This is a genomic window from Brevibacterium antiquum (assembly GCF_016107655.1).
In the GTDB taxonomy this organism is placed as follows: domain Bacteria; phylum Actinomycetota; class Actinomycetes; order Actinomycetales; family Brevibacteriaceae; genus Brevibacterium; species Brevibacterium antiquum.
Window position 1 is genome coordinate 52,027 of sequence record NZ_JABASX010000006.1, and the last position, 14,451, is coordinate 66,477.

Annotated in this window: 16 protein-coding genes; 4 read left to right on the forward strand and 12 right to left on the reverse strand. The window is 62.4% G+C overall.

Translation table 11 applies throughout. The features are described from left to right. Nucleotides 1-2 precede the first annotated feature (2 nt). A complete protein-coding gene (locus JFC13_RS11220) occupies nucleotides 3-209 on the reverse strand; it encodes a ribonuclease HepT family protein (RefSeq protein WP_198397164.1) in 207 nt (68 codons plus the stop codon). A 185-nt stretch (nucleotides 210-394) separates the two neighbouring features. Next, nucleotides 395-865, reverse strand: coding sequence for a helix-turn-helix domain-containing protein (locus tag JFC13_RS11225; RefSeq protein WP_198397165.1), 471 nt, complete (start codon nucleotides 863-865; stop codon nucleotides 395-397). 419 nt (nucleotides 866-1,284) lie between these two features. Between JFC13_RS11225 and JFC13_RS11230 the strand changes: the two genes are divergently transcribed. After that, nucleotides 1,285-2,493, forward strand: coding sequence for a Fic family protein (locus JFC13_RS11230; RefSeq protein WP_198397166.1), 1,209 nt, complete (start codon nucleotides 1,285-1,287; stop codon nucleotides 2,491-2,493). A gap of 64 nt (nucleotides 2,494-2,557) precedes the next feature. Here JFC13_RS11230 and JFC13_RS11235 read toward each other — a convergent pair whose 3' ends face one another. The 3 genes from JFC13_RS11235 to JFC13_RS11245 all read right to left on the reverse strand — a co-directional run bounded on the left by JFC13_RS11235 (nucleotide 2,558) and on the right by JFC13_RS11245 (nucleotide 5,124). Beyond that, entirely contained in the window at nucleotides 2,558-3,400 is an 843-nt protein-coding gene (locus tag JFC13_RS11235) for a PhzF family phenazine biosynthesis protein (protein ID WP_101573539.1), read from the reverse strand. A 96-nt stretch (nucleotides 3,401-3,496) separates the two neighbouring features. Next, a complete protein-coding gene (locus tag JFC13_RS11240) occupies nucleotides 3,497-4,072 on the reverse strand; it encodes a YdeI/OmpD-associated family protein (protein WP_198397167.1) in 576 nt (191 codons plus the stop codon). A 17-nt stretch (nucleotides 4,073-4,089) separates the two neighbouring features. Then, a complete protein-coding gene (locus JFC13_RS11245; RefSeq protein ID WP_198397168.1) occupies nucleotides 4,090-5,124 on the reverse strand; it encodes an NAD(P)-dependent alcohol dehydrogenase in 1,035 nt (344 codons plus the stop codon). Between the two features lie 94 nt (nucleotides 5,125-5,218). On the opposite strand from JFC13_RS11245, the gene JFC13_RS11250 reads away from it, so the two are divergent. Then, on the forward strand, nucleotides 5,219-5,806 hold the full coding sequence (locus tag JFC13_RS11250) for a TetR/AcrR family transcriptional regulator (protein WP_198397169.1): 588 nt from the start codon (nucleotides 5,219-5,221) through the stop codon (nucleotides 5,804-5,806). A gap of 7 nt (nucleotides 5,807-5,813) precedes the next feature. On the opposite strand, the gene JFC13_RS11255 is transcribed toward JFC13_RS11250, so the two are convergent. Further along, on the reverse strand, nucleotides 5,814-6,764 hold the full coding sequence (locus tag JFC13_RS11255) for an AraC family transcriptional regulator (protein WP_198397170.1): 951 nt from the start codon (nucleotides 6,762-6,764) through the stop codon (nucleotides 5,814-5,816). 74 nt (nucleotides 6,765-6,838) lie between these two features. Here JFC13_RS11255 and JFC13_RS11260 point away from each other — a divergent pair, with 74 nt between their 5' ends. Then, a complete protein-coding gene (locus tag JFC13_RS11260) occupies nucleotides 6,839-7,618 on the forward strand; it encodes an SDR family NAD(P)-dependent oxidoreductase (protein WP_198397171.1) in 780 nt (259 codons plus the stop codon). Between the two features lie 12 nt (nucleotides 7,619-7,630). Here JFC13_RS11260 and JFC13_RS11265 read toward each other — a convergent pair whose 3' ends face one another. The 3 genes from JFC13_RS11265 to JFC13_RS11275 all read right to left on the reverse strand — a co-directional run bounded on the left by JFC13_RS11265 (nucleotide 7,631) and on the right by JFC13_RS11275 (nucleotide 9,169). Further along, complete coding sequence (locus JFC13_RS11265) at nucleotides 7,631-8,389, reverse strand: VOC family protein (RefSeq protein WP_198397172.1); 759 nt, start codon at nucleotides 8,387-8,389, stop codon at nucleotides 7,631-7,633. 78 nt (nucleotides 8,390-8,467) lie between these two features. Beyond that, nucleotides 8,468-8,770 carry a VOC family protein gene (locus JFC13_RS11270; RefSeq protein WP_198397173.1) on the reverse strand — a complete coding sequence of 101 codons (303 nt, stop codon included), beginning with the start codon at nucleotides 8,768-8,770 and terminating at the stop codon, nucleotides 8,468-8,470. A 72-nt stretch (nucleotides 8,771-8,842) separates the two neighbouring features. Next, nucleotides 8,843-9,169, reverse strand: coding sequence for a CHY zinc finger protein (locus JFC13_RS11275; protein WP_198397174.1), 327 nt, complete (start codon nucleotides 9,167-9,169; stop codon nucleotides 8,843-8,845). A gap of 100 nt (nucleotides 9,170-9,269) precedes the next feature. Between JFC13_RS11275 and JFC13_RS11280 the strand changes: the two genes are divergently transcribed. Further along, nucleotides 9,270-10,310, forward strand: coding sequence for a DUF2891 family protein (locus JFC13_RS11280; RefSeq protein WP_198397175.1), 1,041 nt, complete (start codon nucleotides 9,270-9,272; stop codon nucleotides 10,308-10,310). Nucleotides 10,311-10,355: 45 nt separating this feature from the next. Here JFC13_RS11280 and JFC13_RS11285 read toward each other — a convergent pair whose 3' ends face one another. The 3 genes from JFC13_RS11285 to JFC13_RS11295 form a co-directional block, all read right to left on the reverse strand. Then, on the reverse strand, nucleotides 10,356-11,858 hold the full coding sequence (locus JFC13_RS11285) for an aspartate ammonia-lyase (RefSeq protein WP_198397176.1): 1,503 nt from the start codon (nucleotides 11,856-11,858) through the stop codon (nucleotides 10,356-10,358). Between the two features lie 60 nt (nucleotides 11,859-11,918). Then, nucleotides 11,919-13,211: a flavin-containing monooxygenase gene (locus JFC13_RS11290; RefSeq protein WP_198397177.1), complete on the reverse strand. Its 1,293-nt coding sequence runs from the start codon at nucleotides 13,209-13,211 to the stop codon at nucleotides 11,919-11,921. 241 nt (nucleotides 13,212-13,452) lie between these two features. Next, on the reverse strand, nucleotides 13,453-14,385 hold the full coding sequence (locus tag JFC13_RS11295) for a LysR substrate-binding domain-containing protein (protein ID WP_198397178.1): 933 nt from the start codon (nucleotides 14,383-14,385) through the stop codon (nucleotides 13,453-13,455). Nucleotides 14,386-14,451 lie beyond the last annotated feature (66 nt).

Consider the following 14,451-nt stretch of genomic DNA (forward strand, 5'->3'; position numbering starts at 1 on the left):
GTTCAGCGCCTGAGCAGCCGTTCGATGATCTCGGGCACGCGCACAGTGACCGCGTCCCAAAACAGGTCATCATTCATCACCGCATAGCCAGCGTGTGCGGCGATATTCCGAATCGCTCGAATCGCAGCAAGTTCATCTCGGCTGAGCACCTGAGCCCACGGTTCAAACTCAGAACGCTCAGTCAGCGATGCCAACCGGTTGATCACCATGCTCGCAATGTCATAAGACGCGTCTCCATCGAAGAAGTCGTCTCTCTCACCGGAAGCCACAGATTTCGCCCGATTCAGAATTCGCCTCAGCTCTTCTCGAATGTTTGACTCGTCATGAGATGAGATCCTCGGCACTCGGCACCGTGGCAGCGGAGAAAACCGCGCGTTCGAGCGCTCCTCACCAGTCACAGTGGAATCGCCTCCCGTTTGACTTCCCAGCCAGCGGGCTGCGGGCCGCTGTCGACGACAGCGTCGACAGGGAACCCCGTGAGCCGCTGAACGTCATCCATGAAGAGTGCAAGATCGAAGAGATCGATACCTTCATCTGGAGTGACGAGAAGATCGATGTCACTGTCGAAACCGTCCTCCCCACGCGCCACCGAGCCAAAGACTCTTACGTTGCGTAGTCCTCGGGAGGCAGCAATATCGAGAATTTCGTCAAAGTACTGAGCCAGAGCAAGCGACGGCCGGTAGTCCGCTGCTTCGAGCACTCGATCGAGCATTTCCTCCGAAACGTTCCGGGACCCAGATTCCATCTGAGCCAAACTTGGTTGGCGCAATCCAGCACGCCGCGCCAACTGTGCCTGCGTAAGTCCTGCATCAAGGCGCGCTTCGCGAATGAGTTCGCCCGGATTCTGCGCTTGAAACCGTCCCATGCACTCAAATATAGCGCGATGCTATCGACGACACCAGGTCACCTACTCGCAAGATCGTCGCACTCGCCTCAGTTTCCACTGCCCTTTGACTTCGACCTCATCGAGCCGAGGGCACGATCGAGGAGAAGGTCCTCGCCCTGCAGAAGAGGAAGGCTGAACTCTTCGACTCCCTCATGACCGACGCTGGGGCCTTCGACGGTCGCAGTCCAAACGGGCAGGCCTTCAGTCAGACGGTGACGGCCGATGACATCCGGGAGCTGCTCGAGGGGCAGGACTGCGATGCCAGCCGTCCAACCAAGATGTGCAATCTACATCAACAACGTCAGACACTCGCTTCAAATATTTACTTTAGATACACTAAAGTAAATATTGAAGCGAAGTGTTCACACTTACGGCCCATCCCGAGAGGAGGTCGCCCCATGCCCTACACCGTCGAACTCCGATGGACTCCTCCGAACCCAGCCGGGCTGAGCAAGAAGAACAGAGCCTCAGGTACATACCGCGCATATCTGCCCGATGAGCTTGCCATCACGCTCCCAGAACTCGGCGCCAAAGCACAGTATGCAGCCGAGGAAGCGGCGGTCGTCCTCGCTCGACTCGACGAGCGGATCAGTTCGTCGGGCAGCACCTACCTCAACCATCTGCTTATCCGGTCCGAAAGCATCTCCTCCTCGTGGATCGAGGGCAATCGACTCAGTCCGAAGAAACTGGCTATCGCTGAGCGTCTGAAGTACGGCGATCGTGTGGCCCTAGATGTCATCGCCAACGTACGGGCAACTGAAAACGCCATCGACGAGATCGCCGACCCACTTCGGGCGATCAGCGTCAAGGACATCGAAGACCTCCAGCACTCGATCGAGCCGCGGCTTACCTTTGGACTGCGAGAAGCCCAGAACTGGGTGGGCGGCCCGGGCAACAGCCCGCTGCGCGCAGAGTTCGTACCTCCACCACCAGCTGAGGTTCCACGGCTCGTCGCGAATTTGGCTGCGTTCATCACGGCCACGGAGGGCAATCCGGTCATCCGCGCCGCAATCGCCCATGCTCAGTTCGAAACGATCCATCCCTTCGCCGACGGGAACGGCCGAACTGGGCGAGCGCTCGTCCACACGGTCCTCAAACGTTCCGATGCACTCCGTACTGTGCTCGTGCCGATCAGCACGGTCTTCGCGGCCAACACGAACGCCTATATCGGTGGCCTGAACGCGTATCGCAAAGACCCAGCCGACCTTGATCAGTGGGTCATCTCCTTCGCCGAGGCGGTCGAAGCGGCCGCCGCAAGCGCTGTCCTCCTGGCCGAAGACATCGAAGCGCTGGATCAGACAGTTCGCCTCGATCTCGCCGAGCTCCGCCGAGAAATCGGCAAGTCACCGATCCACCCGAGGGCCGGTTCGGTCATCCTCAAAATCCTCGACTGCTTAGCGCGAGAGCCGGTGATCACCATCGATTCGGTGGCGGTCGAGCACGGAGTCTCTCGCGCTGCTGCCCATAGGGCTCTCGTCGAGCTCGCCGAGGCAGGGATCCTCAGGAAAACCAAGAATCACAAAGGCAAGATCGTCTGCTATTCGGCAGACCAGCACCTCGCGTATGTTGAGTTGCCGGAGGCGAACCACCGGGGCCGAAAGGGCTGAGCCCCGTTTGAGTGGACGGGTCTCTCTAAGCGGGCCAGTCGCGTCGCACCCTACTCCCCCGCAGTCACAAGTCAATGGTTCCAGACAGGACAACTTCAGTACGACCTCCCACCCACAGTCGACCATCGTCGTAACTGATGTGGACGCGACCTTCACGGCCCATCGCTGTGCCTTGAGCAGCAAGATAGGGAGCGGAGGCACGGTCGGTGGCGATCAGCCATTCCGCGGCCGCAGCGTTGAGACTTCCCGTGACCGGGTCCTCGCGCAACGGTTCATCGCCTTCAGTGAAGAAGGCGCGAACCTCGAATGCCGCCTCGGCACCCGACTCGTGGGCTCCGATCACACCGATATCCCACCGTCCCGGATGCGCGGATGCGTCTGGGCGCAAGTCGAGTACGGTCTGTGCGCTGTCGAGAAGAACCCCGACCCAGCCGGGGCCGTTATCGAGCCACTCGGAATCGATCACGTGGCGGCCGTCGATGCCGAGAATGTCGTTCAATGCAGACATCATCGTTGAGTCAACTGGACCAGACCGCAGGCGAGGCGGGGGCGTGAAGGCAAGCAGATCCTCCTCGACGCGAATTGGCACCAGCCCCGCCCCGCATTCCTGAATGACGACTCCTGGAGTCGATGGAACTCCGCCGGAGTCCAACCAGGCTCGGGCAGTGCCCAATGTCGGATGCCCGGCAAAGGGCAGTTCGGTGCTCAGACTGAAGATGCGGACTCGGTAGTCAGCACCTGGCTCTGTCGGCGGCAGCACAAACGTGCACTCGGACAGGTTCGACCAGATCGAATACCGGCGCAGGCTCTCGTCGTCGATTCCTGCAGCGTCGAGCACCACGGCAACCGGGTTACCTGTGCACGGCTGGGTACCGAAGACGTCCACTTGACGAAATCCACGAATCATTGGAGTAAGCCTACCGATTCCCCTGCGGGCAGGCGGCCTTTCGTCATACTCACCGAGATCGCTGTTCTGGGCGGAGTCAATCTGCCCTCAGCCTTGTCACTGGTCGACCTCGCCGAGGCGGTCGACGAGTCGAGCGATGATCCTGGCCCTTGTCTCGTCGCTGCGTGCAGTGAGAATCGGCAGCATTGCTGAGTACCGCTCTGCACGAGTGAACCGATCGAACGCGGCGTGGGCCTTTGGCGCCCTGGCGAGAGCATCACGAAGATCATCGGGAATGGTCACCTGCGCCTGCCCAAGGTACGCATTGGCCCAGCGTCCGTCCGCTTTGGCAGCAGCGACCTCGGCGGCACCGCGCTCCCGCATTCGTCTGTCGTCGCTCAAGCGTTGGACGATCTCGACATTGCGCTTCGACCAGTTCGAGCGGGAGCGGCGGGGAGTGAAGCGCTGGACGAATGTCGTTTCGTCGAACTTTCGACGTTGTCCGTCGATCCAACCGCTGCACAGGGCTTCTTCGAGAGCCTCCTGGTAGCTCAGAGATGTCGGCGTGGTGACGTTCTTCTTTGCCAGCAGCAGCCACACGCCGTCTGATGTGCCGTCATTGCGCGCCAGCCAGTCTCGCCACTCGGCAGTATCGGCGAGGATGAGCGGGTGGTGCTGGGGATGCTCGGTCATGACTCCATCCTGCCGGATCAATCCAGGTCGGACATGTCGAGAACGAATCGGTACCGCACGTCGTTTCCTGCGAGTCGTTCAAGCGCCGTATCGACCTGTGAAGACGGCAGCACCTCGACGTCGGGGACGACCCCGCTGTCGGCACAGAACTGCAGCATTTCAGCGGTCGAAGGTCGACCCCCGCTGCCTGCGGAACTGAGCTTCTTTCGGCCGATGAGCAGGTCGGTGACCTCCACGGTGAGCGCGCCCAGATAGCCGAGGACGCTGAGAGTCCCGTCCAGCCCGACCAGCTTGAGATAGGGCGCGATGTCGTGTGGTGCCGAGACGGTGTCGATGACGACGTCGAAGCTCTCCCTCGCCGCGGTCATCTGCGCAGAGTCGGTGGAGACGATGAACCCATCCGCGCCGAGTCGGCCGGCATCGTCGGCCTTGTCCGAGGAGCGGCTGATCACGGTCGCGGTGGCACCGAGTGCGACCGCGAGCTTGACTGCGAGATGGCCGAGGCCTCCGAGGCCGACCACGGCAACGCGTACACCCGGCCTGACATCCAACGCGCGCAGCGGCTCCCAGACAGTGATGCCCGCACACATCAGCGGTGCTGCCGCGGCCGGATCCAACCCCTCGGGAAGTCGGTAGGCGAAATCTTCGCGGACAACGTACTCCCGCGAGAACCCGCCCAGGGTCGTCGATCCGTCGACACGATCCTTCCCGCCATAGGTCAAGGTGGGAAACTCGTGGCAGAAGTTCTCCTGTCCTGCCCGGCACATGGGGCACTGACCGCAGGAATCGACGATGTTGCCCACCGCGACACTGTCGCCGACGGAGAAGGCTGCCACCTCGAGCCCAACCTCGCTGACGACGCCGGTGAACTCGTGCCCTGGAATGAGGCGCGAGTGACCATCATGGTCACGCAGTGCCTGCAGGTCGCTGTGGCAGAGCCCGCAGTAGTCGACCCTCACAGCAATGTCATCCGGGCGCAGTTCGCGCCGCTCCAGCGGGGCTGCACTCAATTCCGAGGAGCCAGTCGCCTGCCATCCAGTGGTCGTTCGCATCACAGATCTCCCTAAACAGACTATTCGGTCTATTTAGCGTACTGCCGCACTCCGGGCGAAGCAAACCAACTGGTCTGTTTGATATTGTGACTGCATGCCCGAACAACCCCAGACCCCCCGCGGAGCGGCGACCTACCAGCGCATCCTCGACGCAGCCACCGAGGAGTTCGCCCGGCACGGCATCGCCGGGGCCCGCGTCGACCGGATTGTTTCGGCCGCACGGACGAACAAGGCTCAGCTCTACTCCTACTTCGGCGACAAGGGCCAGCTCTTCGACGCCATCTTCCTCGACTCCCTCGACAGCATCACCAACACGGTGCCCATCGACGCCGAGGACCTCGCCGATTGGGCCGTGCGCCTCTACGACGAATACCTCCGCCGTCCCGACCTCATCCGACTGGCCACCTGGACGCGATTGGAGCGACGGCCCACGGGCCACCTCGCCGAATCCCACGATGACTACGATGACCACAAACTCTCGGCCATCGCCGCTGCTCAGAAGGCGAGGCAGGTCCGGGACGGCGACCCGTTCGACATCATGGCGATGGTCATCGCGATGTCGATGGCGTGGTCACCGGTGAGCAATGTCTACGCCGCCGACAGCAGTGAACCCGCCGAGGCGCACTCCTCCCGTCGGAGGTTGCTGCGCGAGTGTGTCTCCCAGGCCATGAGACCCCATTGACGCATGGTCAGACGTGGGCGGCAGTCCCCTTCGAAGCCTGCTGAGCAAGCATGCGCGTCCGATACCTGTGCGGAGATTCGCCGACGCTGCGCTTGAACGCGGAACTGAAGGAACTCTCCGAGGAGTACCCGAGCTTGAGAGCGAGCAGTCGCATTCGCGAGTCAGCTGAGCGGAGTTCGCGCTTGGCCAAGAGCATCCGCCACCGCACGAGGTAGGTCAGCGGCGGCATGCCCGCGACCTCGCGGAAGCGAACCGCGAAGGCCGTGCGCGACATCGCTGAAGCTCGGGCGAGGTCGTTGAGCCCCCAGGCCACTTCGGGGCGTTCATGGATGAGGTCGAGAGCAGGCTTCAGCCGATCGTCTCCCAGCAGCCTCAGCCATCCCGATGGAACGGCGGGGTGATCGGCGAACGCCCGCAGGACGTCGAGAATGAGCAGTTGGCAGTACTCACGGACGGCGAAGTCCGCGCCGGGTCGTTTCGAGGAGATCTCCTCGAAGAGGCGATCGATGGTCCCGCTCACGCGCGAGGACGATGGGGAGGAGGTGCGGATGTGGGCCACCGGTGGCAGCGCATCAAAGAGGAGCTCATGGCCGGCGGAATCAAGGTCGATCCGTCCGCCGATGAAGATGTCCGAATTCTCAGGGTCAGCAACGTCGAGGCGAGCGATCTCTCCATTAGATGGCTGCGCCACCTTTGTCAGCGGCCCGTCACCGGCACCTCCACGCAGGCAGAGCCACGACCGGGCATTGAGGATCGTTACTTCTCCTTCAACCAGCGTGATCGGAGAGTCGATTCCATCGGTGCTCAGCGTGGCCTGTCCGCGCACAATCGCGCAGAATTTCAATTCCTCGTCGACATCTGATTCCGCCGACCACTGGCCGCTGACGGCAGCACCACCGGAGACCACACCACGGACCGCGATGAGGTCGAGCACTTCTGAGAGATGATCACCAGCCATGTCTGAACTATAGAGCATTATTTGCGGACTCTGCATTATTCCAGGTACCAAAAGAACCAGGAAGAGTAGGAGGCATGAATACAGAAACCACTGCCCCATCACCGCCCACATCACATACAGTCGCCCTCATCAGCGGCGCGAACAGAGGAATCGGCCTGCAGGTCGCCAAGGACCTGACAGCAGCGGGCCTCACCGTCCTGCTGGGATCCCGAGACGAGGAGAGCGGACGTCGGGCTGCTGCCGAGATCGACGGCAATGCCACCACCCTCCAACTCGACGTCACCGACGAAGACTCCATCATGGCGGCCGCAGAGCACATCAGCGCGGAGTACGGCCGCCTCGATCTGCTGGTCAACAACGCTGGAGTGTCGTTCCTCGGAGATCGCAGCACACCGTTGCCTGAGAGAGCCCGCTCCGGACTGCTGACCAATGCGCCGCTTGAGACAGTGCGGAACATGTACGAGATCAATGTCTTCGGAGTCATCGCGCTGACACAAGCTCTTCTTCCGCTGCTGCGCACCACGCCCGGGGCGCGTGTGGTCAACGTCGGAAGCGGCGGTGGCTCGCTGGCGGCGAACGCCGATCCGGAAAACCCGCATCGGCGGATGTTCGGCCTCTACTCCGTGACCAAGACTGCCCTGCACGCGGTCTCTCTGGCCTTCGCCACAGCGCTCGAACCCGAGGGCATTCCGGTCAACACCGTCGACCCGGGAATGACATCAACAGCACTCAATGATTTCCAGGGAACGAAGACGGTCGAACAGGGTGCGGCCCATATCGTCACCGTGGCACTGCGCGGGACCGACGGACCGACAGGAACATTCACCAGCGACGAAGGCACGGTGCCGTGGTGAACGGCAGCTTCATCAGCTCGACTGCTCGGCACTGCAGGCCAGGACGGCACCGGCGGGGTCAGCAATGACGACATTCCGGTGGGTCTCTGTGTCGAAGGGCTCGAGCACGACCGTGCCGCCCAGCGACTCAACGAGCGCCGCGGTGGTGTCTGCGTCGCTGATGGCAACGTTGACTGCCCAGTGAGGTGGGGTGTCACCGGCGTCGGAGAGCAAACCGATAGTGTGCCCGTCGAGACTCCACCGTGAGAAGGGTGCACCCGACACCTCGTGGAGTTCCCAGCCGAAAAGCGCACCATAGAAATCCTGCGACGCTCGAGAGTCGGGACTGTGGAGCGAGGACATTGACCAGGAGTCGGTCTCGCCGACAATCTCGGCCCCCTCGACGCCCTCGCCATCATTGACGCAGAAGGGGATGCCGCTTGGATCTGCGAGGATCGCGGCTCGTCCACCCGAATTCTGTTCCAAAGACGGCAGGAGACAGCTTCCACCGGCAGCTTGCGCCTCGGCGATCGAGGCGTCGACGTCGTCGACGAGGACGTGGATCAACCACCCGGCTGGAACTGCCCCTGGTGCCTGAGTGATACCAGCGACGCTCTGCCCATCCAGCCGAGCCACGAGCACATTGGTGTTCTCACCAGGGCCCTCACCAGGGTCCTCGACGGCCCACGCGAAGAGCTGAGTGTAGAACTCGGCCGCCTCCGACACGTTCGGCTGGAGTGTCTCGATCCAGAACGGCGTGCCGAACGGGTAGCTGCTGTCGTTGGCCATCATTGCCTTCCAACCATCGCGGATTGCCGTAGGCTCTCAGCTCTGCTCATGATTCGACAGTAGTTGCTCTTCCCCGGCCAGTCACTCCCCAGAACCTTCAGAAGACCGGGCGGTATCGACGATCCACGGCACTCCGTACCGGTCGAGGCACATGCCGAACCCTTCGGACCAGAACGTCGGGCCAAGAGTCATTTGGATCTCGCCGCCGTCGGCCAGCGCAGCGAAGACCGTGTCAGCAGTCGCCAGATCGGCGGCCATGTAGGACAGTGCGATGCCCAACCTGGGGCCACCATCGCCCGTAGTGTCATCGGATCCCATGAGCAGCGTGTCATCGATGGTCAAAGCGGCGTGCATGACCGTGTCATGGCGCGGAGGCTTGTTCAACGCCCTCATGAGAACACTGCGTCAGCATTCCCTGCAGAAACGGAGTCGATGTTGTCTCTTGGTGCGGTGCCTCTACTGGGAACTGAAGTAGAAGTCCGCGTGTGCCACACAGCGCGGATTGAATGGCGCCGCGCAATCCGGGCAAGCGCTCACGCCCAGGTAGGCCTCGATCGTCAGCTCCGTCCAACAGTGTCCACAGAGAATGGCCTTCTGATTCCACTGCTCTCGGGGCCACTGCTGGGCCGAGTGTTCAGCGCATTCGGAGTGGCAGAGATGGCACGGAAAGTACCTGTCGCAGCAGGCAAAGCGAATGGCGATGATGTCGAGTTCAGTCGAATAATGCTCGCATCGAGTGTGCTCATCGACGGTCTTGCCGAAAACTCGGGGTGACGACGTCACGGCTCACCTGCCTCCTGTTGGCTTTGCTCCCTGTATTCCCAGACTAGTCGCCTGCGCTGTTCGGCAAAGTAAAATGGGGACCCCGAGCCGATGAGGATCAATGCCCACACCTGAAGATTTCGTCCGCCCCTTCGCCGAAGTGGCCCTGGCCAACATCACCCGCGAGTATCCGTTTGCGGCCCACCACGTCGCTCGCGGATTGGTCGACATCGTGCCGGCAAGCGAGAAGAACCCGGCCTTCGCGAACTCGTTCGACTGGCACTCCAGCGTGCACATGCACTACCTGTTGGCCTCGCTTCTGGGCACCAAGTCAGCCCGTAATGCGGATTGGCGAGACGAAGCCATCGAGATCCTCGCCTCCCACCTCAGTGAGGATAATATGCGCGCCGAGGCGGATTTCCTCCGCAGCAACCCGAGCTGGGAGCGACCGTACGGTTGGGCATGGGCCGTCGACCTCAACCGAGTTCTCAACGCCAGTGAGATCTCTGAGCTGCGAACGCTGGGAAAGCATACCCAGGTCCTCACCGATACCGTCTTCGATCTGGTCCTCGAGTGGCTGCCGAAGGTCCCCGAGCCGGTGCGCCACGGCGTCCACTCGAACACGGCGTTCGCTCTGCGCCGCATCCTCATCGCTGCCCGCACACAGGACCGAGACGATGTCGTCGAAGCCATCGCCAAGGCTGCCCGCCGCTTCTATGCCGAGGACCAGGCCTGGAACTTCCGTCAGGAGCGCAGCGGCCACGACTTCCTCTCCCCCGGACTCTGCGAGGCCGACCTCATGGCCGAAATTCTCAGGCAGGACGAACTGTCAGACTGGCTGCCAGGATTCCTGTCTGATCTGGCACCTGAATCACCAGCGCTGAGGCCTGTTGAGATCCTCGATCCCACCGACGGGCAGCAGAGTCACCTCTACGGTTTGGGTTTGTCCGTGGCGGCATCGCTGATGCGTCTGGCACCCAAGTTGCTCTCATCCGCCGAGCACTCGGGCAATCACGAAGTTGCCGACCACGCGAGGGGCCTCCTCACAACGGTCGACCACCTCATGGCCCCGGGACTCGAAGCTGCAGTCTCCGACGAATACATGGCCTCTCACTGGGTCGCGACGTTTGCGTGGGAGTCACTCGTGCTGCGGAATCACTGAGCTGTCGACTGCCTTGTGCGACCTCTTGTGACTAGCGAAACGACCTCACTCCGCAGACTGCACCACGGGGATCTCCGAGGTCATCTCGTCACGGGGAACCGCCTCGGCGCTGTCCGCCGCGTTGTCGACTCCATGATCAGCGGGCAAGCCGGTGAGGCGTTCGGGTTTGAGGATCTCCTCGAGCTGAGCACGGTCGAGAAGCCCCTGTGCCACAACGAGGTCAGAGATCGGTTCGTTCGTCGCCAGCGCCTGCTTGGCCAGCTGCGCGGCAGGGGCATAGCCGATGACCGGGGCGAGAGCGGTGATGACGGTGACGGAACGGGCCACGGTGTCCTCAAGGGCCGCCTCGTTGGCGGTGATGCCGTTGACACAGTTGACGCGGAAGGTCTGGCAGGCACGCTCGAGCCAGGTGATCGACTGGAACAGGGAATGGGCGATGACCGGCTCGAACGCGTTGAGCTGGAGCTGGCCGGCCTCGACGGCCATGGACACGGTGACGTCGGCACCGGCGACTGAGTAGGCGACCTGGGAGACGGCTTCGGGGATGACTGGGTTGACCTTGCCGGGCATGATCGATGAGCCAGCCTGGCGGGCAGGCAGGTTGATCTCACCGAATCCGGCCTGCGGACCTGAGGACAGCAGACGCAGATCGTTGGCGATCTTCGACATCTTCAGAGCACTTCGCTTGAGCGCCCCGGAGAAGGTGATGAAGACCCCGGTGTCGGAGGTGGATTCGACGAGGTCGCCGGCGGTGACGAGTTCGAGCCCGGTGATGGAACGCAGGTGCTTGATCACCGCTTCCCTGTACCCGACCGGAGCGTTGATCGCCGTTCCGATCGCCGTGGCGCCCATGTTGACCTCGCCGAGGAGTGCCACCGCGTCTTCGAGCCGCTGGACGTCCTCACGCAGGGTGGTGGCGAAGGCGTTGAACTCCTGCCCCAGGGTCATCGGCACCGCGTCCTGGAGCTGGGTGCGACCGACCTTGATGATGTCGGAGAACTCGCGCCCCTTCGCGGCAAAGGCATCCGCCAAAAGCGTGAGTTCGCCGAGGAGGTTCTGCAGTGAGAAGGCCAGCGCGATCTTGATCGCCGTCGGGTAGGTGTCGTTCGTGGACTGGCTGTGGTTCGTGTGGTCATTGGGATTGATGAACGAATAGTCGCCCTTCGCGTGACCACCGATCTCGAGCGCACGGTTCGTGATCACCTCATTGGCGTTCATGTTCGTCGACGTGCCCGCCCCACCCTGGATCACGCCGACGGTGAACTGGTCGTGGAGGCGCCCGCCCTTGATCTCCTCGCAGGCGGCATCGATGAGGTTCGCTCGCTGTTCGTCAAGGGCACCGATCTCCAGGTTCGCCCGCGCCGCCGCCTGCTTCACACAGGCGAAGGCCCGCACGAAATCGGGATAGACGGAGACCGGTCGGCGCGCGATCGGGAAGTTCTCGCCCGCCCGGGCTGTGTGCACACCCCAATACGCTGCAGCGGGGATTTCGAGGCTGCCGATCGAATCGGTCTCTGTGCGGGTGGATGCGGAAGCGCTGTCGGTCACCGCTGGTGCCTTCTTTCGTCGTGAGGATGCGTCATGATCGCCGAGGTTGTCCCTCGGTAATCACCGTACTGCGGCTTCAAGCAGGGCGTTATGATCTGGCTCATAGTCGCGGTACTTCCGCTGGATCTCGATCTGATCGGCGAGGTATTTCGCGTCGTGCCAGACGCCCCAGATGAAGCTCGATCCGCGACGTGAGAGCCACGGCAGGCCCAGGAAGTACATGCCCGGAACGGGAGTGACGCCGCGCTGCTGGACGGGGTAGCCTCGCTCGTCGAGGACGCCTTCGACCTGCAGCCATGAGTAGTCGACACCGAAGCCGGTCGCCCAGATCACGGTCCGCACGTCCGCCTCGGCGAGGTCCATTTCGAGGATCGGGTTGCTCACGCACTCGGGGTCAGGACCGAGCTCATGAGCCTCTGGTTCAGGGGGCAGGTCGAGGCCGTTGCGTTCGATGTAGTCATCGGCCTCACGCAGCAGGGACAGGTAGTTGTCATCGCCGCGGGCGATGTTTGCGCCCAGGTCGGAACCGATCTGCAGCTTGCCGTGGAGATAAGAGTTCGCGCGTCCCAGCAGGGTGATGCCCGAGGCTGCGAGATTGCGGAAGTCCACGGTGTGCCCGCCTTCGGCACCGCTGACGGCGATCGTGACGTGATCGGCGCCCACGGGCGGGGCTGCGAGGTCCCATTTGCCCAGGGCTCCGAGCCACCAGCAGAAGTCGCGATTGCGGTATGCCCGCGGTGGGCGATCGTGTGGGCCCACGGCCAGGTAGACCTTCTTGCCGGACTTCTGGATCTCCGCGGCAATCTGGACACCCGAAGAGCCTGCACCGACGACGAGCACAGCACCTTCGTCGAGCTGCGCGGGGTTCTTGTACGAGTTCGAGTGGATCTGGGTGATGCCGGAGCTCTGGGGGACGATGGCCGGAATGCTCGGAGTCTGGAACGGGCCCGTCGCGGCAACGACATAGCCGGCCTCGATGGTGCCGTGGTCGGTTTCGACGAGGTAGCCGCGGGCATGCTCCCGTTCGGTCACTGTGGTCACGGTGACTCCGGTGCGCACTGGCAGGTTGTTGCGTTCAACCAGCGTGCGGAAGTATCCGGCCACCTGGTCTTTGGTTGCGAATCCGTCGGGGTCGACGTCGGCGAATTCCTGGGTGGGGAACCTGTCGTGCCAGGCGGGGCCATTGGCGACGAGGGAGTCCCACCGCCTGGACTGCCATGCCTCGGCGATCCGGTTCTTCTCCAGAACGATGTGGGGTACTCCCCTGGACTGCAGATGCTCGCTCATCGCGATTCCGGCTTGGCCCGCGCCGATGATGACGACTTCGGTGGTCTCAGTTTCCTTGCCCGGCATGGGACACTCCTGTTCTCGAAAACCGCGTCTGAACTGCAGATACGGCACTTGCGTCTTTGCTCGTGGGGCGACGATGGTGTCCGCCCTCTCGTGATCCAGCAAACCGCAGGCGAGAGTGTCAATGCCAATAGTTGTTGACGGTCAATTGCATCTACCGAATAGATGTAGCTGCATGGAGTCAATCATTTCCAGGTATCTCGAAGCCCCGCCTAAAGCACCGAACTCAGCCGAATCGACTAGGTCAGACGGAATCCTCGCCTGAGGCCGCCTCGGCGAGGATCTCGCGCATCATCGTCGTCACGGCTTTCGCCTTCGCAGTCTCGGCCGCCTGCGACAATGCCGAGACGACGAGATGAAGGCTGGGTGCAGGGTCGGCGATTTCGAGGATCGAGGTCTTGGCCCCCGTATAGGTCTGTTCGATGTCGGGGCGCTGGTTGAGGATCGAGAATCCCAGCCCCATGGCGACCATCGAACGCACGGTCTCGTAGTTCGAGGACTTGTACTTGACCTTGGGCGTGATGCCGGCCGTACGCAGCATAGTGAGGAAGTACTCCCGGCTGTCGGGCAGATCGAGGAGGACGAGCGGGTCCTCGGCGAGCGCGGACAGCTTCACCTTCCTCTTCCCGGCCAGCCGGTGGTTCGTGTCGACGATGACGTGCGGTCTCACCTCGCCGACCCGCTGGGCTTGGATGCCTTCGGCATCGGTGAGGTCGTAGTTGATCGCGATCTCCGCCCGCCCGCTGCGCAGTGCGGCCATGCACTCCTCGTGATCACCCTCGACGACTTCGATGCTCAGCTCCGGGTGCCGTTCGTTGAGCCGCCCGATGAGCTGCGGAAGAATGAAGGGGGCCAGGGTCTTGAAGCAGGCAAGGACGATCGTGCCGCGAACCTCGTTCTGCCCGGCCTGGATCGATTCGACCGCATCGGTGATGAGCCCGAAGATCTGGCGGGTCTCGTGAAGCAGCCCTTCTCCGGCGGGAGTGAGGACGAGGCCCTTAGAGTGCTGGCGGACGAAGAGAGGTGCGCCGAGCGCCTTCTCCAGCTGATTGATCGCCGTGGACACCGCCGACTGCGCGATGTGCAGCTCCTGGCTCGCCGTCGTCATGTTCAGCGTCTTCGCGCATTCTGCGAAGTACGAGAGCTGGGTGAGCGTGATCGAGAATCTGTGGACCATGGCGACCTCTTCGTCATTGGAAACTATTATTCAGATTTGGAATCTGATTTTCAGATGGAGTCTCTA

Coding starts and splice junctions, on each gene's coding strand:
- JFC13_RS11220 (WP_198397164.1), bottom strand. CDS start 209: ATGGTGATCAACCGGTTGGCATCGCTGACTGAGCGTTCTGAGTTTGAA.
- JFC13_RS11225 (WP_198397165.1), bottom strand. CDS start 865: ATGGGACGGTTTCAAGCGCAGAATCCGGGCGAACTCATTCGCGAAGCG.
- JFC13_RS11230 (WP_198397166.1), top strand. CDS start 1,285: ATGCCCTACACCGTCGAACTCCGATGGACTCCTCCGAACCCAGCCGGG.
- JFC13_RS11235 (WP_101573539.1), bottom strand. CDS start 3,400: ATGATTCGTGGATTTCGTCAAGTGGACGTCTTCGGTACCCAGCCGTGC.
- JFC13_RS11240 (WP_198397167.1), bottom strand. CDS start 4,072: ATGACCGAGCATCCCCAGCACCACCCGCTCATCCTCGCCGATACTGCC.
- JFC13_RS11245 (WP_198397168.1), bottom strand. CDS start 5,124: ATGCGAACGACCACTGGATGGCAGGCGACTGGCTCCTCGGAATTGAGT.
- JFC13_RS11250 (WP_198397169.1), top strand. CDS start 5,219: ATGCCCGAACAACCCCAGACCCCCCGCGGAGCGGCGACCTACCAGCGC.
- JFC13_RS11255 (WP_198397170.1), bottom strand. CDS start 6,764: ATGGCTGGTGATCATCTCTCAGAAGTGCTCGACCTCATCGCGGTCCGT.
- JFC13_RS11260 (WP_198397171.1), top strand. CDS start 6,839: ATGAATACAGAAACCACTGCCCCATCACCGCCCACATCACATACAGTC.
- JFC13_RS11265 (WP_198397172.1), bottom strand. CDS start 8,389: ATGATGGCCAACGACAGCAGCTACCCGTTCGGCACGCCGTTCTGGATC.
- JFC13_RS11280 (WP_198397175.1), top strand. CDS start 9,270: ATGCCCACACCTGAAGATTTCGTCCGCCCCTTCGCCGAAGTGGCCCTG.
- JFC13_RS11290 (WP_198397177.1), bottom strand. CDS start 13,211: ATGCCGGGCAAGGAAACTGAGACCACCGAAGTCGTCATCATCGGCGCG.
- JFC13_RS11295 (WP_198397178.1), bottom strand. CDS start 14,385: ATGGTCCACAGATTCTCGATCACGCTCACCCAGCTCTCGTACTTCGCA.